The following is a 19,978-nucleotide window of genomic DNA, read 5'->3' as shown; positions in this document are numbered from 1 at the left end:
GGAAATAATTAATTAGCATAACAATAAATGTATAGCAGTAACTGATTAGGTATTTAATGTGATAGAGCTTTATTTTTATGCAAGAAATACATTTTTCAGAAAGAATGTACTAAAGATGATACATTTTTGAAAAGAGATTAAAAAAAGAGCTGTTCGCATCAATTAAATAAGCTGACACGAACAGCTCTTTTCACATGCTTTGTGAAAATCCTTAATCAAATATAGTAATTAAACTAGTTTCCTGAAATTGAATTAATAATCTTCCAATTATTATTTTCCTTTTTAACGGTAAGTGCGCCGCTAAGTTTCATTTTCTTTGTTTTTTTAGTATCTTTATTTACCTCACTAAATTGGTACGTATAATTATAAGTTATAGTTTTAGCTTTCTTATCCTTTTCTGTTCCTGTAATCTTTATGCTGCTGATTTTTGCAAAGTAATTGTTATTAAAAGCATCTGCTATTCTTGTATAAGATGCTTTTTTTTCATCAAAAAACTTATAAGATGAGTTGCTTAAATATTGCTTGAATTTTTTAGTGTGCGATTCATAACTTTTATTATATTCATCGTCACCAGATGCTTTAGCATCGTTTGCCATCTGCTGATAATAATCAAAATCCTTTTGGTTAACTGTGTAATAAGCTTTCAAGAAATTTAATACAGTTTTTTCTCCATTATCAGTTTTGCAGGATACAAGTAAAGATATTGCAAACAATAATGTTATAATAAGTACAAATCTTTTTTTCATGTCGATTCCCCCTAGAATGATTTTTGTGTCAAATTAAAAGCAGCAAATAGGATATTTGATAGGATAAGAAATTTGACACAAAGTATATTATAATAGATATGGATGAGTATTACAACATAGTAAATATTAATCATACATATAAAATTATTCATGTAATTCTAAAGAGTATCATGTAAATACTTATTGTATATGGGTTCTTTATAAATTAATATAATATTATAACTGTTACATATAGGTATAAGGAGGATGAAACTATGGCAGTTCTAGATGTTAATTTTTATTCAAATGTATTAATGAGACCAGTTATCTATAAGGCCATAATTCCTATAGATGGACCGGTATTTCCAGGTACGGAAGCTAAAAAAACAAAAGAACTTGAGACGGTATATCTTTTACATGGAATTATGGGAAATTGTAATGATTGGACATTATACACAAGGGTAGTTAAGCTGGCCGAGCAGTATAATGTGGCTGTAATTATGCCATCTGGAGAAAACAGTTTCTATGTTGATCAGGAAACGCAATGGAATCATTATGGTGAATACATAGGAAAAGAATTAGTGGAAGAAACAAGAAAATTATTTCCACTGTCACATAAGAAAGAGGATACTTTTATAGCAGGCCTTTCCATGGGAGGGTACGGCGCTATACGAAATGGGCTAAAGTATAATGACACGTTTGGAGCTATAGCAGCTTTATCAGCCGCACTGGTGACTGACCAGGCATTGGAGGCTGACGAGAAAGCTGAGTGGTTTTTTTCTAAAAAGAGTTACTATGAGACTATTTTTGGAGATTTATCTAAATTAAAAGGAAGTGATAAAGATCCAGAATGGTTAGTTAAGAATATTAAAGCACAAAATGGTAGTATGCCGAGGATGTATTTGGCTTGCGGAACAGAAGATGATTTGCTAGTTGTTAACAGGCGGTATAGAGATTTTCTAAAAGCAGAGAATGTTAAGCATACTTATGCTGAGAGTAGCGGAATTCATGATTGGAAGTTCTGGGATGAGTATATCGAGAAAGCACTGAAATGGGTGTCTAATATTGGATAAATATGCAGTAGTATATTAGGATACAGGTATAAAGTGTTTATGCTGATGATTCTAGTACCATTACCTGCAGTTTTATTTGTATCGCTGCAAGGAGTACTAAAGCTTAACACTACCTATAGAAAATTAACAAATTTATACTATGAAAAAATATACAAAGCTGATGGACTTATATTAAACTCAGATAGAGATATGTATCAATCTTTGATAGCATTAAAAGCATTATCACAAAAAGGGGTTAGTAAGGTTGATAGAAAAAATGAGATTGTTGATTTGAATGAAAATGTTAATCAGACAAGAGACAGAATGAAAAACGCTATTGATATATTGACGGCAATTAAATCTGAAATAAGGGAAAGCAAAGATAAGGATACCAATAAAAATGTATTTGAAAGTTATAATGAATTTGTACTGAATTATGAACTTTGGCTAAAGCAATTTGATATTAGTACTGGCAAAATATCTGATCCACACCAATTTAATGAAGCTTTTGATGCTGCTAGGGGAAATATAGATACGATGACAAATACGTTAGATTTGGTAGCGCAAAACAGTAAAATTCATATGAAGGAATATATCAATACTACAATAGTTCAATTTTCCATATTAGCCTTTTCAGTAATAGCGATTACTCTGATTTTAGGGGTAATCATATCTAGAGATTCAACTAAGGTACTAATAAAAATAAAAGATCTTGCAGCAAGACTTTCAAATTATGACTTTTCAAAAGATCTTATGCTAAAGCGAAGTGATGAATTTGGTCAAACTGCAGATATTTTAAATAGAGCACAGCAAAATGTTAGGGTACTTGTAGATAGTATAATCGATAAAACTAAGAATATAGATTCGGACAGTCAGCAGCTAGCTATTTGAATAAATGATATAGGTAGAGATTTTGTAGAAGTAAATAAGGCTACAAGGATTATAAATTTGGGGGTTCAGGAGAATAGTGCACTGGCGGAAGAAATTTGAGCATCAGTGGAAGAAGTTAATTTAAATGCTGAAATATTATTTACAAAGGCTGCAGAGGGAGCTAGTAATGCAATTGATATTAAGGAAAGAGCAAACAATGTAGTTAGTAGCAGCAGCAGAGCTATTGAAGATATTAAAAAGTGTATGAAGAAAAAGAAGTAATGATAGTAAAATCAATTGAAGGGGGTAAAGGTGTAGCTGAACAATTAATTTGCTTTCTCTAAATACAGCAATAGAAGCTGCAAGAGCTGGTCAACATGGAAAAGGATTTGCTGTAGTAGCAGAGGAAGTTAGAAAATTGGCGGATCAATCCTCGGAAGCAGTACAAAATGTAAAAAGTATCATTGATAGGGTAGAAAAGTCTTTTGGAGATTTATCTCAAAATAGCAATGAACTTTTAAGATTTATGGAGAATGAAGTAAATAGCCAATTTAAAGATTTCTTAAAAATTGGTAACCAGTATTATAATGATGCAGAGCTTTCAAATGGTTTAAGTGATATGGTAAATAGGTTTAAGATAAAAATATAAAAAAGTCCAATATAAAAACAGTGAATTTATAAGAAGTTCAAATTATTTAGATTTCTTATCAATTCATTTTTTTTATTAAGAGCAATTTTATCAAAAAACACTATACAACTACATAATATCTGATTAATCACATAGATGGTAGTAAGCTATAGATAAATAGTACAAATATTTTTTCAAAAAAGAAGGAAAATTGACATTTATATTGAATATACTATAATATGAACCAAAATATTGTAACATATCAAATCAATATAATATAAATGACTAATTTAATATATATGATAATATTTGGAGGTGATACCAAAAAGTGTTAAGACTTAGTTGGATTGAAATATTTTTAAGATTGATTCCAGAAATGCTGCTTGTGAATTGGGGAATTTGTGTAGTCGCTAAGCAGAAAATAAGTGCTAATAAGTACATCGCCTCAAGTGTTATAATGGGATTCGTAACATTCATGGTCAGGAAATTACCCATATATTATGGAGTTCATACATTTATAATCTTGATTCTTACAATATGTTCTATGGCTATTATAGGGTTGCCAATTATTAAAGCTATGTATGGTACATTGGCAATGTTTACCTTACTCTCTTTTAGCGAACTCATAAATGTAGTATTGTTAGATATTTTTAGCATAAATACGAGTAGCAGGTTTACTAATGTAATTGTAAAATCTATTTGTGGGATACCTTCTATAATTATTATGCTTATTGTTATTAAATCTGTAGATTACTTTGTTAGAAAGGGTTTAAAACTGAAAAATGTCAATAACTGAAAGAATAGCTATTAGTTTTGGAAAAAAAACTAAGGATTACTTAAATATTAATGATGATAGAGAGGAAATTATTGTATATGGTGCAATAAGTTTATTGCAGACTATATTTTCAATTTTATGCGTAGTTGCTATGGGTGCAATGTTAGGAGTTTTATATGAAACACTTCTATTCTCCATAGCCGGTGCTTTGCTAAGAAAATATTCTGGTGGAGTCCATGCGTCATCTTCTTCCAGATGCATAATAATAGGTACTTTTGTATCTGTTATGTTTGGAATTTTCATAAATAAAATCCAAGTACTAAACATTCACTACGTATTGATATTGTGTATATTAAGTATGATTTTCGCTTTAATAACTGTTTTGAAAAATGCACCTGTTGATAGCATAAACAAGCAGATAGACAGTTTAGTTATGCGAAAAAAATTTAAGAAATTATCTGTTATTATTGTTATATTATTCTCTATTGTTATATTTACCGCTGGTTTATTATATAGCATAGATAATAATTCATACTATGTGAAAACAGCTGAATGCTTTGCATTAGGAAGTTTTTGGCAGGCTGTTACGCTTACCAGAGCAGGTACAATAGCTTTTAACAAAGTAGACTTTGTTTTAAAATATATTATGGAAAGGAAGTAACAGTAATGAAAAAAATCATGAAAAAAGCCATAGTTAAGGTAGCTGCAAAAGTTTGTTCATCTATGGCAACTTCAGTTTCAGCATCAGCATGCCTTTGGGGAGCATATCAACCTAAAGAACCAAAGAGTCTAAGAAAGTAGGCTTGAAATTAACAACAAGATTAAAGTTATAGTGAAAATTACTAATTGTATTATTGGTAATTTTTACTTTTTATGTGGTATTTAATCTATATTTTGGTGTGAAACTACATAAAGTAGGGGCTTCATATAAGATACTTTCAAATTAATAAAGTAAAAATGATTATTTAAGATAAATTATAATTTTAGACAAATTGTGCGTGACATTTATAGTGGAGGAGGATATTTATGAATAGTACTAGTGAAAATGTTGATGACAATGTGCTTAAGATGTTATCAGTTTTAAAAATGTCAATAGTAGCGTTTCTGATAATTATGATATATATGGATACACCTGAATATTATAAGATATTTAGAGCTAGATACGATTGGAAGTTTAATTTATATACAATAGGACTTCTTCTACTTTTGATGGGTTTAATATATGCTGTTTGGATATTGATAAATTTTAGGTTAAATGTATCAACGTTAACGTTTAAAATCTCGTGGACAATTGAAAATGCATTTTTCGCTTTGTTGATATGCTCACCTATATATCTATGTACAACTTACGATAATGTCTACAAATATCTATTTTTATTGCTCATAATATCCTCAGTTATTCAATATGGTTTAAAATATGGTATCATGACAGCACTGTTTTCTTCTGGATGTGTACTTGGCGCTGATCTTTTATACGCACCTGAGAAAAACGGTATCAATGTATATTTTCAGAAAGATTTAATTTTGGTGGGAGTTTTTATCTTTGTTGCATGGGTGCTGGGTTACTATGTTGAGTTAGAAAATGAAAACAAAAATAAAAAGGATAAACAGCTTAGAGTACTAAATGATGAGCTTCAGGAGCAGAATTCAGAAAGACTGATTTTTGAGGAATCATTGCTAAAAAACAAAATATGTTATGATATTTTGTTTGAAAATGCTCAAAATGCTATAATAGTACATTCTAACGGACTAATATTATATGCTAATAAAAGTGCGGCTAGACTATTTGGATATCAAAATCCTATGAAACTAAATGGTAAGTCAGTTTATGATCATTGTAACGAAAAAAATATACAAGCTGTATCCGAAAGATTCTCAAATATAGTTAGCAATAAGCTATCAAAGGTTACTTACGAAGAAGACATAATAAATTGTAGGGGTGATTCAATTTCTGTACGTAATACCTCTTCATATTTTATTTATGATGGAGAAGCATCAGTGTTGACATTTTTACTTGACATAACATCAGAAAAACAAATTGAACTATTAAAGCATGATGTAGAGGAGAATTTAAGACTATTAAATAAGTCAAGAGAATTTAATACACTTATTACAGAATTTTTTACTAATATATCGCATGAGTTCAAGACACCGGTTAATGTAATTTCGGTAGCTGTACAGACGATGAATTTATATCTTAATGATTTTAATGTTGATAACATAGACAAGTTTAAGGTGTATTTAAAAATGATAAAGCAAAATTGTTTTAGAATGACGAGACTAATAAATAATCTTATGGATATTACAAAGGTCGATTCTGGCTTTATTAAATTAAATAAAAAAAATGATAATATAGTAAGTGTTGTTGAGGACATTACTCAGTCAGTAGCAGCATATGTAAAAAGTAAGAATATTGAATTGGTATTTGACACAGATGTGGAAGAGAAAATAATGGCTTTTGATCATGATAAGATTGAACGTGTAATTCTTAATTTATTATCAAATGCTTTTAAATATACAAATGCGGATGGACATATATTTGTAACAATAAAGGATTTAAGTGGACAGGTTTCTATAAGTGTAAAAGATGATGGTGAGGGTATACCGAAAGATATGCTTAATATAATATTTGAACGATTTGGACAGGCTAATAGGTCACTGTCAAGACAATGTGAGGGAACAGGAATAGGATTGTATCTCGTTAAAACTTTTGTCAAAATGCATGGCGGAACAATAAGTGTTTTCAGTGAAGAAAAGCAGGGGTGTGAGTTTAGAATAATATTACCAGCAGACAAGGTTGAAAATGAAGCTGCTGAGGAAAGTAGAGATTTATATAAGAGCAATGTTGACAAGATAAATATAGAGTTTTCGGATGTATATTCGGTAACTATATAATTTGCGAACCAACGGTGGGGGCATGACCTATCGGTCATTGCGCCCTTCGGGTTCTGTAAATTAAATAGATGCAAATTAGGAAGTGTATCTTTTAAATATCAATTAATATTATGGCTATCACCGCATTTTACAGCTGGTATTTTTATTTCTACAGTAGTACCTTCAGATAATACACTCTTGTAGGTAAGACCATATTGTTCTCCATAGGATAGTTTAATTCTATCATCAATATTTTTTAGACCATAGCCGCTCCCTTTTTGGCTGTTTATTTCACCAGATAGTATTTTGTCAAGCATATCTTCGGGAATTCCAATACCATCATCTTTTACAAAGATTGTTATAATATCGTCATCAGTTTCACTGGTTATTGAGATATTACCACATTCATTTCCACGACCTAATATGCCATGAATAATTGAATTTTCCACTATTGGCTGTAATGTAATTTTAGGAATATCATAATCTTTGATTTTTTCATCAATATCTATAGAAAGATTTATCCTGTTTGAATACCTCATATTCTGTATCTCTACATATAATGAAACATGAGTTAATTCATCTTTTATTTTAGTTATAGCTTTTCCCTTATTTAAACTAAGCTTATAAAATTTTGCTAAATTTTTTACGGCTTCGCTAATTTCCTTATTCATATTTTTATAAGACAGCCAATTTATCATATCTAATGTATTGTACAAGAAATGAGGATTTATCTGGGCCTGCAAAGCCTTTAGCTCGGCATTTTTTACTGCCTTACCTGATTTGTATTGCTTCTCAATGAGAATGCCCATTTGACTTAACATATAGTTATAATTTTCAATGAGCTCGCCAATTTCATCACTGCTTGTATTATTAACAAAAGAATTCAAATTTCCCTCATGTACCTTTCTCATTGCTTTGATCAATTTGTATATTCTCTTTGTAAGTGAGTTTGAAAAATAAAAAGCAAGAGTAAAAGCAATAGTGCCTATAATTAATAGTAACAGTATAAGATCATTTCTTATGGATCTTATCTTTGAAAAAATGCTGTCTGTTGGTATGATGGTTACCATATACCAATCGGTGTTAGCTATTATAGAACTCTCAACAAGGCAGTCATTACCATGTATATTTACAGTAGACAATTTATTTGTGTTATTTGATAATCTCATTGCTAGTTTTGTAGTAATTTTATACTTTTTTAATAATTTCATATTTGAGGCAGTAACTATTGTACCTCTGGAGTTTTGTATATAAGTAAGACCTTTGTCTATGGTGTTTGCATTTTTAATTATTTGATCTATCATGCCCTTTTGAAAATCAATTCTAACAAAACCAATATCTTGACTGTAATCATTAGGATTTCTTATTGAAGTAACTACAGAAAGCAAATTTGGATCAGTATCACTAATTTTATCAAGGTAAGAGCTGGGGCACCATAAATTTTTTTTACCGCTTTGTTTTAGTATTCCATACCATCTTGAATGTTTTGCCTGATAATTGCCCAATATATTAACATTTTCTGAAGAGTAAGTAAATACATCATTTAGATAGACTCTAACCTTATATATGTCTACAGTGTCCTGAAAAGAATCTAGAAATTTACGCAAATTTGTCATATCTTTAATTTGATCGTGTATGTCATATTCATATGGATTCTTAGCTAATATTGAAATTAAATTATCATCAATACCGACTACGTTACAGACATTTAAAAATCTATATAATTTATATGATAAAAATAAATTAGTTTGATCAAAGGCTTGCTTTGATGAATAAGTTATATAGCTTTCAATCAGAGTAGATACCTTTTGATACGTCAACATTGATAAAAGCAATAGTGGAATTATTATAAGTAAAAAGTAGGACAAAAGAAATTTATGCATTAATTTAATCTGAGAAAAAAACTTTATTTTCATGAAAAAAACTTTTGCCTGTATTCTGAAGGCGTTAAGCCGGTATCCTTTCTGAATATTTTAGTAAAATAATTTCCATCACCATATCCTACTTTAGAAGCTATTTCATTTATCTTCATTGTCCTATCCTTTAGAAGCTTTTTAGCTTCATTAAGCCTGTATTCAAGAATATATTTGTTAACAGTCATTCCAGTCTTGTTTTTGAAAATAGTACATATATACGCAGTCGTCAGATAAGTATTTTCACTAATTTTCTGAAGCGATAAGTCTAAATTATCATAATTTTTATGAATGTAATCTAATACACTTGATACAGGATTATCATGTGTACTCTTTTGAGCCATATAATTAAAAATAGTCTCGATTTTGTCTGTTACGTAGGCTTCAGTATCATATATAGTATTAAATTCCAAAAATTTTTCAAACGGAATAGAAGCACTTAAATCGTTATCACTGACCCCTAGATTTCTTTCTGATGCAAATGACGTAAGTTTTAGAAACAATCTATAGTATATATCTTTTATATAATTAACAGGAGTAGCTGTATTCTGTTTAATATCACAAGTTAATCGCTTTATGGTAAGAAGACATTCCTGCTTATTTTCGGATATAAGCTTGTCATAGAAGTTGTTAAATAAATTATCTTCACTTTGATAAATGGAAGTTTTGTGTTCTGAATAGTATATTATTGAATTATGATAATAGTAAAAACACTCACTCATTGCGTCCATAGAAGTCTTATAAGATTTTGATAATTCACCAAGAGCAGGAACCTTTTTCCCTACAGCTATAAAAAAATTCGTATAACTGCTTAAATAGTCAGATATTGCTGAAAAAAGCTGATGCAAATATTTATCCTTAGAAAGGTTTAATTTATTCTTAATCCAGAATATGTGGACTACGATTCTTTTATCATCAATAAAGCTGCAAATACTTTCATAGCCATTTTTTTCAATCAGCTTTTCTACATTAGAAAGTATATCTTCTTTAATAAATTCATCATCGCCAATAAAGGATATGATAAGTGTCACGAAATTGGATTGCATGAGTTTATTGTATAGTTTTGCATCTATGGTATCTTTTAAGTCATCAATTTTTAAATCCTTCTCAGTAAGTTCTAATGCAAGCTGTTTTTTCATATTCTTGTTAGTCTGCATACTTTTAGATTTAGCACCTATGGCGTTTTTTAGTGATACTTGAAGTTCCTCTATGTCTATAGGTTTTTCTACATAACTTACGGCTTTTAACTTAATAGCCGCTTTAAGATATTCCTTATCTGAATATCCACTCATGAAAATGATTTCACAAGATGGCAGCATATCTCTGAGTCTAAAGGACAATTGTACTCCATCCATTCTAGGCATTCTAACATCTGTAAGAAGAATGTCAGGACTGAAAGTTGAAGCTATTTCTAAAGCATCTAATCCATCAAAAGCTTGTCTTACTTCCGAGACGCCAAGTTCATCCCAAGGTATTTGTTCTATAATACCTTCACGGGTAAAAATTTCATCATCTGCTATAAGTACCTTGAACATAAAAGCCTCCTATACGTTTAAATGTTTACAAGTTAATTATATAACCAGTTGCCACATAACACAATGAATTATTCGATATGTAAAAATATGTAATATGAACAGTAAAATATTTTACTATAATCTAAATATTTTACTAATGTAAACAGTTTAATTAGATGTTAATATTTTATTAACGAGTTGAAAACGTATTACTAACATTGGAAAGGGTGATATAAGTGGAGAAACAAGGTTTTATTTATAAAGTCAAAAAAAATAAAACGTTATTATTAATGCTTCTTCCAGCAACAATCTATTTCTTTATATTTGCTTATTTGCCTATGGCGGGAGTTGTTATAGCATTTAAGAGTTTAGATTATAGTAAAGGTATATTCGGAAGTCCTTGGGTTGGATTTGATAATTTTAAATTCTTTTTTATTTCAGGACAAGCTTTTAGCGTAACAAGAAATACTATTTTGTATAATTTAGCTTTTATTCTTGTTAATACATGTCTTCAGGTAACGATGGCCATATTCCTTGCAGAAATAAAGGGAAAATATTTTAAGAAAATTACTCAATCATTAATGTTTCTTCCGTATTTTATTTCTTGGGTTATAGTTGGAGTAATGGTATATAACTTATTCAATTTTGAAAACGGTACATTAAATTCATTCTTAAAAGCGCTGCACCTTCATACAATAGATGTTTATTCAAAGCCAACAGCTTGGATTTTCATAATAATAATTTTTAGTGCATGGAAAAATGTAGGGTATGGTACGGTGCTGTATCTAGCTGCTATAATGGGTGTTGATGCTGAGATATATGAAGCTGCTGAGGTTGATGGTGCCAATATTTTTCAAAGAATATTTAAGATTACTATACCTTGTTTAAAGCCTACAATGATTATTCTTATTCTGCTTGCTATAGGAAATATATTTAAAGGCGATTTCCAGATGTTCTATCAGCTGGTTGGAAATAATGGTCCTCTATTTAATGTTACAGATGTTATAGATACATTTACATTCAGATCATTAATTCAAAACAGTGAAGCTGGAATGGCAGCAGCTGCAGGATTATATCAATCAGTATTCTGCTTTATAACAATTTTGACAGCGAATTACTTGGTTAGAAGATATGATGAAGACTATTCATTATTCTAGAAAGGGGGGAGTAGAACATGAATAACAAAACGAAGATTAAAAAATCTAGCGACAAAGTAGCTTTTAACATAATATCATATGCTGCACTGATATTTGTAGCACTAGTCTGTTTCTTACCCTTCTTAATGGTAGTTTCAGGTTCATTCACATCAGAGCAGTATATTGAAAAACACGGTTTTGGACTATTACCTAAAGATTTTTCCACAGTGGCTTATTCCATGGCACTTAAGGATCCTATCGCAATACTTAGGGCCTATGGAGTTACTATAAGTGTAACTGTAATTGGAACTGTGATTGGGTTATTTATAACAGCTATGACTGCCTATGTGTTGCAGCGTAAAGATTTTGAGTGGAGAAATAAGTTTGCTTTTTACTTCTTCTTTACTACGTTGTTTAGTGGAGGACTTGTACCATGGTACATATTGATGGTGAAATATCTTCATATGAAAAATAACTATTTAGCACTTGTAATTCCTCCAATGCTCAGTGTATTTAATATGTTAGTTATGAAAAGCTTTATGAGCAGTATCCCTGGAGCAATATCGGAATCGGCGAAAATAGATGGTGCAGGAGATTTCACTATTTTTGTAAAACTGATATTACCTTTAGCTAAACCGGCACTGGCTACAGTAGGATTATTTACAGCATTAGGATATTGGAATGATTGGTATAATTCTATGCTGTTCATGCAGAATGAAAAATTATATAGTTTGCAATATTTTTTATATAAAATAGTTAACAATATAGAAGCATACAAACAGATAGTGTCACAGCATGCATCAGTAGATGTGAATATAGAGCTTCCGAGCGAATCTTTCAAAATGGCACTTACTGTTATAGTTACAGGTCCAATAATATTGCTATATCCGTTTGTTCAGAGATATTTTGTTCAAGGAATAACAATTGGAGCAGTAAAAGGATAGTTCCCTATAAGGGGTTATCATAGATAAATAATTTAAGGGGTGAATTTTAATGAAAAGATCAATAAAAAAACTTACTTTAGTAGTAGCTTTAGCTGTTTCATTAACTTCAGTACTAGGGGGATGTAGTAAGAAAAATGACAGCAGTAAGGCAAGCACCGATGTAAAGAAATTAAGTCCTGTTAAACTTAAAATGTACTTACTTGGAGATAAACCTAAGGATTATGATGAGGTTTATGGTGAAATAAGTAAGAAAATGAAGAAGAAAATAAATGCTACTATAGATGCTCAATTTATTTCCTGGGGTGACCAAAGTACAAAATATCCTTTACTATTCTCTTCAGGAGAAGATTTTGACTTAGTTTTTACAGCTGCAGGCTGGTGCTATTATAACCAGATGGCTACAAGAAATGGATTTTATGAATTAACTACCGACATGCTAAAAAAATACGCACCTCAAACTTGGAAAAATGAAACTAAGATAGCGTGGGATCAAGCAAAGGTAAAAGGCAAGATATATATGGTTCCTAATGACCAGGATGAATATGGATACAGAGTCGTAGGTGTAAGAGGCGACTTGATGGAAAAATATGGTATTTCAAAAATTGAGAGCCAGGCAGATCTTGAAAAATATTATGATGCAGTGGCAAAGAATGAAAAGAATATAGCTCCTATAGTTAATGGAGGCGGACAAAACCTTCAATATCCATATGAATTTGATGCAAATGGCTTGATTGGTGTAAATGGAACATATGCAGTCGATCCTGTTATAGTATATGATATAAATGATGCATCTGGAAAAGTATTCCCAATAGTAGGTACATCACAATTTAAGACTTATGCTGAAAAAATGAGAGAATTTGCAGTAAAGGGCTATTGGTCAAAGAATTCTATTTCAAGCAAAGAGACAAGAAACGATCCATTTATTAATGGTAAATCAGCATCTATGGTATGGAATGTAGGTTCTGTTGCGAACGCTTTAACAGCTATAAATAAGGCACATTCATCCTGGAAGCCTCAAATTGTAGATATAAATACTGGAGTAAAGAAAGAGGTAAATCCTTATACCAATAATGGTATGGCAATAAATGCAAGTTCTAAAAATCCAGAAAGAGCTTTAATGGCACTTGATTTATTAAGATATGATAGAGATATACAGGATTTATCCTTCTATGGAATAAAGGGTAAGCATTGGGAACCAGTAGGCACAGATAAATATAAAACTTTAGATGCAACTGCAAACTTCCCTGCTGGAAATGTATGTCCATGGGGTTGGCATACAAGCATTACTCGTCAAGATGCTAATCAACCTGCTATTGTAAATCAATATGTAGATAAATGGAAAAAGAATGATACTGTTCATCATCCATTAGAGACTTTTACATTTGACGATTCTAATGTTAAAAACGAAATGGCAGCTATTAATAATGTAGTAACTCAATATGGTCTTCCACTAAACTTAGGAATGATAGCAGATGTTGATAAGGGAGTTACTCAATATCAGCAGAAATTAAAACAGGCAGGTTTGGACAAAGTGTTAAAGGAAGTTCAAACACAGGCAACTGACTATGCAAAGGCGCATCCAGTAAAATAATAAAATAAAGATTTGATCAATCATGGCAGATGGCTTAGATGCAAATTGTTGCATGCTGTCTGCCATATTTAATAAATTGTTTTTTTATAGGAGATGTCATATGGATATTAGAACTAAAAGAAAAAGGTATAGTTTTGATTCAGGGTGGATGTTTTTTAAAGGTGACATTGATATAACTGATGTAAATAAGCTAAGCCATGATGAATGGCTTAATATAAACATTCCACATGATTGGAGCATAGATGGCCCATTTGATAAAGATAATCCGGCAGGTGGGGATGGAGCGTATTTACCTGCAGGAACAGGATGGTATAAGAAATATTTTTATATACAAAATAGACGTCAAGGTAAAAAGATATGGTTAGAATTTGATGGTATATATATGAATAGCGATGTATGGATAAATGGCGTCCATCTTGGAAATGAACCTTATGGTTATACTAACTTTTATTATGATATAACGTCTTATGTAAACTATGGTGAAAAAGAAAATGTAGTCGTAGTAAAAGTAGATAATTCTAAGCAGCCTAATTCCAGATGGTACAGTGGTTCTGGTATATATAGACATACTTGGCTGTCGTATTTAGATTATCTTCATATAGACTACTGTGGTATATTTGCATATTGTACAAATATATCAGAATTTGAAGCAGATGTTAATGTTAAAGCAACACTCGTGAATGAATATGATAAAGTAGTTGACTTGAAATTTGAAAGTTATATTTTAAATCAAAATGGTATTATAGTTGCTCAAACAAGCTCTTCAACATTAATGCAATTGAAGAGTAATACGGAACTTAAACAAGTACTAAAAGTTCAAGATCCTAAATTGTGGTCTCTGGATGAACCGTATATGTACAAACTTGTTACAGAAGTAAAATATGAAGATACCATAGTGGATAGTTGTACTACTAATTTAGGTATAAGAGAGATAGAATTTGATTCAGATAAAGGGTTTTTGTTAAATAATAAGAAGATTAAGCTTAATGGAGTGTGTATTCACCATGATGGAGGATGCGTGGGTGCAGCTGTACCAGAGCGAGTGTTGGAAAGAAGATTAGAACTTCTAAAAGATATGGGCTGCAATGCTATAAGGATGAGCCATAATCCTCCAAGTCCCGAACTGCTGGATATGTGTGATAAAATGGGTTTTTTGGTTATGGATGAAGCCTTTGATGAATGGAATATATCAAAAAATAAAAATGAAAGAAATGAATATGGCTATCATGAATATTTTAAGGAACATAGTGAGAGGCATTTGCTGAACATGTTAAGACGTGATAGAAATCATCCAAGTATAGTCCTTTGGAGCGTCGGAAATGAAATACCTGAGCAGAAGGAAAAAGGCGGAGAAGAGATTTTAAAAAGATTAGTTCAGGTGTGTCATGATGAAGATCCAACTAGGATGGTGACTTCAGCCTGCGACAATATAAAATCTGAACCCTGTGAGGCGACAGAGGAATTTCTTTCTTCATTAGATGTAGTCGGTTACAATTATGTAGCAAGATGGAGGAATAGAACTGAAACCTTCTATGCAGATGACCACCATAGGCAGCCTGAGTGGAGAATCATAGGAAGTGAGAATCCTTCCATTTGTACTATTCGAGGAGAATATTCATTTGATAAATCGAAGACTATGTGGTGGCAGGGGCCGTATAACACAACAATGATAAATGCAGAACAGTTATGGAAATTTACGAAATCTCATGATTATGTATCAGGTGATTTTATGTGGACTGGTATTGACTACCTTGGCGAATCTAGGTGGCCCCATAAGAGTTCTAGTTGTGGGGTTATTGATATGTGTGGTTTTCCTAAAGATTCATATTATTTTTATAAAAGTCAATGGACTAACAAGCCTATGGTACATTTATTCCCGCATTGGAATTGGAGAGGATATGAAGGAAAAGTTATACCTGTTTTATGTTATACGAATTGTGATTCTGTTGAATTATTTTTAAATGGCAAATCTTTTGGTATAAAAAGCTATGAATTTCCAAGACAGGGTATGTCTAAGGATTATGGGCATTTTGATAAGCCATACTTGTGTACAACAACTTCTGACTTGCATTTAAGCTGGGATGTTCCATACGAGCCTGGAACGTTAAAAGCAGTGGGCAAAAAGGACGGCAAAACTGTTTGTGAACAAGTCATTGAAACAACAGAGCCACCAGCTGCAATACAATTGCTCTCAGATAGAGTAAAGATAAATGCTGATGGAGCAGATGTATGCAATATAACTGTAAGAGTAGTTGATGGAAAAGGTAGGCTTGTACCTGATGCGGATAATCTTATAAATTTTGAAATTAAAGGCAAGGGACAAATAATAGGAGTAGATAACGGAAAACCAGATAGCATTGAATCATTTAAAGCAAATTACAGGAAAGCATTTAATGGTTTGGCTTTAGTAGTTGTGCAAGCAGGAATAGAAAGTGGAGAAATTTCTTTAAGAGCAGAAGCAGATGGGTTAGAAGCGGCGAAAGTAATTATTGAAGCAGAAGAAATTAAATAATGGGATAAAGATAACAGCTAAGGGTATGGAGTGCTCTGCCATTAAATTAGTGTCTATTCTTGTGATAAATCTATAAAAAAGTATAATATATATTGAAGTGTTTTTTACTTTTAAATAGAGTTTATAGCTAAAAAACGTAGAATTAGACGTATATGGGGTAAATTATCGAATGTTTATTGATCTTACATCGCATATATGTTAAAAACTATAATTGTTTAGTTATATCACAGAGAGGAAATCAGATATATGCAGGAAATAGTTCAATCTATCGACAGAGCATTGTGCATTATAGAAGTATTATCAGATTATGAGAACGGCCTTGGTATTAGTGAAATAAGTGAAAAGGTAGCTTTACATAAAAGTACAGTTCACAGGCTTTTAAACACATTAATATATAAAGGATATATAAAACAAAATCCCAGCAACAGCAAATATAGTTTAACATTAAAACTATTTGAATTAGGATATAAAAAATTGGCAGGCATGGATTTGGTTACTGTGGCTAGACCATATCTTAACGAGTTGATGAAAGAAATAAATGAAGTTGTTCATTTAGTAATTAGAGATGGATTTGAGATTGTATATGTTGCTAAAGTTGAACCACAAAAGTCAATAACCATGTACTCAAGAATAGGAATGAGAAAACCGCTTTATTGTACTGCAGTTGGAAAAGCTATGATGTCTTATATGTCTGAAAGTGAAATTAATGAAATATGGAATAAAAGTGATATAACGAAGCTTACCGAAAAAACCATTGTTTCTTATAGCCAGTTAAAAGAAAATCTTACGGAAATTAGGGAAAAGGGATTTGCACTTGATGATCAAGAAGTTGAAACAGGAATAAGATGCGTGGCTAGTGTAATCAAGGATCATAGTAACAGTGTTTGCGCTGCTATAAGTATTTCTTCGTCTATATTCACATTTACTGAGGAAAAAATAGATTATTATGCTAAGCTGATAATGGAATATGCAGATAAAATATCAGCAGAATTAGGATACAAAAAACAAAGGAAATAGTAATTTTACCTAGTGTAAATGTACTATATTTATTACCTGATATATCTTTTGAATAAGTAACAGAGGAAGGTGTAAAATACTATGAAAAAAGTTATAGATATGAAATCATTTCAAGTCAGAGAACTTTTACCTATCCCAGATTTTCAAGGAGTATCTCCTAAATATGGGGAAGTGTCTGTAAATGAAAAATATCTGCTAAAGAATCAAAAGCCTTGGCTGCCTATTATGGGAGAATTTCATTATTCAAGGTACCCGGAGGAATTCTGGGAGGAATCCATATTAAAGATGAAAGCTGGCGGTATTGATATTATTTCAACTTATGTTATATGGATTCATCATGAGGAGCTTCAGGGACAGTTTGAGTGGCAGGGCAATAAGAATTTACACAAATTTATAGACTTATGCAAAAAACATGAGGTTATGGTGTTTCTTCGTATTGGCCCCTGGAGTCATGGTGAATGTAGAAACGGTGGATTCCCGGACTGGCTGCAGCATATGGATATAGAACTCCGCTCTAATGATCCAACCTATATTAAGTTTGTTGAAGTGTTATACTCACAGATTTATGATCAGGTGAAAGGGCTGTTTTTTAAGGACGGCGGCCCGATTGTAGGAATTCAGTTGGAAAATGAATATGGACACTGCGGCGGACTAAACGGAAAAGAAGGAAAAGCTCATATTAGAAAACTTAAAGAAATAGCTGTCAAAATAGGCTTTGAAGTACCACTATATACAACTACAGGTTGGGGAAATGGGGTAGTTGTTGAAGGTGAGACTTTGCCAGTGCTTGGAGGTTATGCGGATGCTCCTTGGACTCAAAATACAAAACCGCTGGATCCACCCAAGGAATATGTTATAAGCCATATCTTAAAGGACACTACTATAGGCAGTGACTTGATGAAAGAAGGTCCCAGTGAATATGACTATGATGTTAGTAAATATCCTTATTTTACTGCTGAACTCGGAGGAGGAATACAGGTTACAGCGCATAGGAGACCACTTGTATCGGCCGCAGATGTAGAAGCAATAGCTTTTACAAAACTAGCTTCTGGTGCTAATTTGTTAGGCTTCTATATGTATCATGGTGGGACAAACCCCATGGGACATCTATCAACGTTGCAGGAATCAAGGGCAACGGGATATCTTAATGATCTTCCGGAGTTTTCTTATGATTTTCAGGCACCTATAAGAGAATTTGGCCAGATTTCGGATAAATATAGATATCTTAAGATATTAAGTATGTTTGCTAGAGATTTTGGTGAAGGAATGGCAGCAGCTGCATGTTTTATTCCAGAGGATACCTCAAATGATGCAAAAGATAGTAATACACTACGATATTCTGTTAGATTAGGTGAAAATGCTGGTTATGTTTTTGTAAATAATTATCAACGCTTTGCCGAAATGGCCTGCAGACAGGAATTGGAGTTTGAAATTAAATCGCCTGTAGGAAAATTTGAAATTCCGGCAGTTAATCTTCCAGACAAGAGCTATATATTTATGCCTTTTAATATGAAACTCGGTAATATAAGATTAATTTCAGCTAATGTTCAACCACTGTGCACTATAACAAGTTCTGTGGAAAAAGCTTATGTATTTTGGGGAGTTCCATCTAATAAAGCTGTTTATAATCTATCAGCAGAAAATATAGCATTGGTATCCTACAGAGGAAATAAGATAAGCTGTGAGAATAATAGGTATACTATAGAAATAGAAAATTGTGATGCTAAAGAGGGTATTGATATTACAACTGCATCAGGAGAAAAAATCACTATAATAACATTAAGCCGTGAGAATGCAGAAAATGCATGGAAAATAAAGAAAGATGATAAGGAATATCTTATTATATCTAAGTCAGATGTTATTCAAAGTGAGAAGGATATAACAGTGAGCAGCAGAAGATGTAAAAATGATATGTTTATATATCCTAATACAATTAAGCTAAAGCGTACCAATGGAGCTGACGTAAAATTTATTGCAAAGAATGATAAATTCAGCCGCTATGAAATAACGTTTGAAAAAGTTCTTCCAACTGTTTCGGCTAAACTAATTGAGAAGGACAAGGGTATTAAAACGTATGAGCTGAATGTGGAGAAATTTATTAATGACAGCGTAGATGATAACTTTCTATTAATCAATTTTGATGGTGATACAGCAGAGTTATTTATTGAAAATGAGAAGGCTGCAGATTGGTTCTATAATGGAGAAACCTTGGAAGTTGGACTAAAAAGATATTTGGGTAAATTAGCAAACTCAAAATTGAAACTGGTGATTCATGAACTAAAGGGCACAGATGATATTTATTTTGACGTTCCGCCCGAATTTAGCGAAACCAGTGTTTGCTGTATTAAGAATGTGGATATAGTACCAGAATATAAATGTACAATTGAATTGTAGGTTAATTGCAGAGTGTATAAATAAAAAATAATA

17 protein-coding genes are annotated in these 19,978 nt (G+C 31.7%); 14 read left to right on the top strand and 3 right to left on the bottom strand.

Going from position 1 to position 19,978, the window contains the following annotated elements:
- Positions 1–233: 233 nt before the first annotated feature.
- Positions 234–746 carry a hypothetical protein gene (locus tag CLORY_RS10280; RefSeq protein ID WP_079423934.1) on the bottom strand — a complete coding sequence of 171 codons (513 nt, stop codon included), beginning with the start codon at positions 744–746 and terminating at the stop codon, positions 234–236.
- 254 nt (positions 747–1,000) lie between these two features.
- Here CLORY_RS10280 and CLORY_RS10275 point away from each other — a divergent pair, with 254 nt between their 5' ends.
- The 8 genes from CLORY_RS10275 (at position 1,001) to CLORY_RS10245 (ending at position 6,945) form a co-directional block, all read left to right on the top strand.
- Positions 1,001–1,798: an alpha/beta hydrolase gene (locus CLORY_RS10275; protein ID WP_079423931.1), complete on the top strand. Its 798-nt coding sequence runs from the start codon at positions 1,001–1,003 to the stop codon at positions 1,796–1,798.
- Between the two features lie 39 nt (positions 1,799–1,837).
- On the top strand, positions 1,838–2,668 hold the full coding sequence (locus CLORY_RS10270; RefSeq protein WP_139376013.1) for a methyl-accepting chemotaxis protein: 831 nt from the start codon (positions 1,838–1,840) through the stop codon (positions 2,666–2,668).
- 105 nt (positions 2,669–2,773) lie between these two features.
- Positions 2,774–2,929, top strand: coding sequence for a hypothetical protein (locus CLORY_RS23270; RefSeq protein WP_169911585.1), 156 nt, complete (start codon positions 2,774–2,776; stop codon positions 2,927–2,929).
- A gap of 49 nt (positions 2,930–2,978) precedes the next feature.
- On the top strand, positions 2,979–3,296 hold the full coding sequence (locus tag CLORY_RS23980; protein WP_423236517.1) for a methyl-accepting chemotaxis protein: 318 nt from the start codon (positions 2,979–2,981) through the stop codon (positions 3,294–3,296).
- Between the two features lie 307 nt (positions 3,297–3,603).
- Positions 3,604–4,071 carry a hypothetical protein gene (locus tag CLORY_RS10260; protein WP_079423925.1) on the top strand — a complete coding sequence of 156 codons (468 nt, stop codon included), beginning with the start codon at positions 3,604–3,606 and terminating at the stop codon, positions 4,069–4,071.
- Entirely contained in the window at positions 4,058–4,711 is a 654-nt protein-coding gene (locus tag CLORY_RS10255; protein ID WP_079423923.1) for an accessory gene regulator ArgB-like protein, read from the top strand. The genes CLORY_RS10260 and CLORY_RS10255 overlap by 14 nt, the downstream gene beginning before the upstream one ends.
- A gap of 5 nt (positions 4,712–4,716) precedes the next feature.
- Complete coding sequence (locus CLORY_RS10250; protein ID WP_079423921.1) at positions 4,717–4,851, top strand: cyclic lactone autoinducer peptide; 135 nt, start codon at positions 4,717–4,719, stop codon at positions 4,849–4,851.
- A 225-nt stretch (positions 4,852–5,076) separates the two neighbouring features.
- Complete coding sequence (locus CLORY_RS10245) at positions 5,077–6,945, top strand: ATP-binding protein (protein WP_079423919.1); 1,869 nt, start codon at positions 5,077–5,079, stop codon at positions 6,943–6,945.
- A gap of 98 nt (positions 6,946–7,043) precedes the next feature.
- Here CLORY_RS10245 and CLORY_RS10240 read toward each other — a convergent pair whose 3' ends face one another.
- Both CLORY_RS10240 and CLORY_RS10235 read right to left on the bottom strand, forming a co-directional pair.
- Complete coding sequence (locus CLORY_RS10240; protein WP_079423917.1) at positions 7,044–8,840, bottom strand: sensor histidine kinase; 1,797 nt, start codon at positions 8,838–8,840, stop codon at positions 7,044–7,046.
- A complete protein-coding gene (locus tag CLORY_RS10235) occupies positions 8,837–10,372 on the bottom strand; it encodes a response regulator (RefSeq protein WP_079423915.1) in 1,536 nt (511 codons plus the stop codon). The genes CLORY_RS10240 and CLORY_RS10235 overlap by 4 nt, the downstream gene beginning before the upstream one ends.
- 269 nt (positions 10,373–10,641) lie before the next feature.
- Between CLORY_RS10235 and CLORY_RS10230 the strand changes: the two genes are divergently transcribed.
- The 6 genes from CLORY_RS10230 to CLORY_RS10205 all read left to right on the top strand — a co-directional run bounded on the left by CLORY_RS10230 (position 10,642) and on the right by CLORY_RS10205 (position 19,945).
- Positions 10,642–11,508 (top strand): ABC transporter permease, encoded by an 867-nt coding sequence (locus CLORY_RS10230; RefSeq protein WP_079423944.1) that lies wholly within the window; start codon positions 10,642–10,644, stop codon positions 11,506–11,508.
- Between the two features lie 17 nt (positions 11,509–11,525).
- Positions 11,526–12,431, top strand: coding sequence for a carbohydrate ABC transporter permease (locus tag CLORY_RS10225; RefSeq protein ID WP_079423913.1), 906 nt, complete (start codon positions 11,526–11,528; stop codon positions 12,429–12,431).
- A gap of 49 nt (positions 12,432–12,480) precedes the next feature.
- Entirely contained in the window at positions 12,481–14,022 is a 1,542-nt protein-coding gene (locus CLORY_RS10220) for an ABC transporter substrate-binding protein (RefSeq protein ID WP_079423911.1), read from the top strand.
- Between the two features lie 100 nt (positions 14,023–14,122).
- Complete coding sequence (locus tag CLORY_RS10215; protein ID WP_169911584.1) at positions 14,123–16,534, top strand: glycoside hydrolase family 2 TIM barrel-domain containing protein; 2,412 nt, start codon at positions 14,123–14,125, stop codon at positions 16,532–16,534.
- Between the two features lie 246 nt (positions 16,535–16,780).
- Positions 16,781–17,551 carry an IclR family transcriptional regulator gene (locus CLORY_RS10210; protein WP_079423906.1) on the top strand — a complete coding sequence of 257 codons (771 nt, stop codon included), beginning with the start codon at positions 16,781–16,783 and terminating at the stop codon, positions 17,549–17,551.
- Positions 17,552–17,632: 81 nt separating this feature from the next.
- Positions 17,633–19,945: a beta-galactosidase gene (locus tag CLORY_RS10205; RefSeq protein WP_079423904.1), complete on the top strand. Its 2,313-nt coding sequence runs from the start codon at positions 17,633–17,635 to the stop codon at positions 19,943–19,945.
- Positions 19,946–19,978 lie beyond the last annotated feature (33 nt).

Source organism: Clostridium oryzae, from assembly GCF_002029235.1.
GTDB lineage: Bacteria > Bacillota > Clostridia > Clostridiales > Clostridiaceae > Clostridium_AE > Clostridium_AE oryzae.
This window is presented reverse-complemented; position numbering and strand designations above follow the sequence as displayed.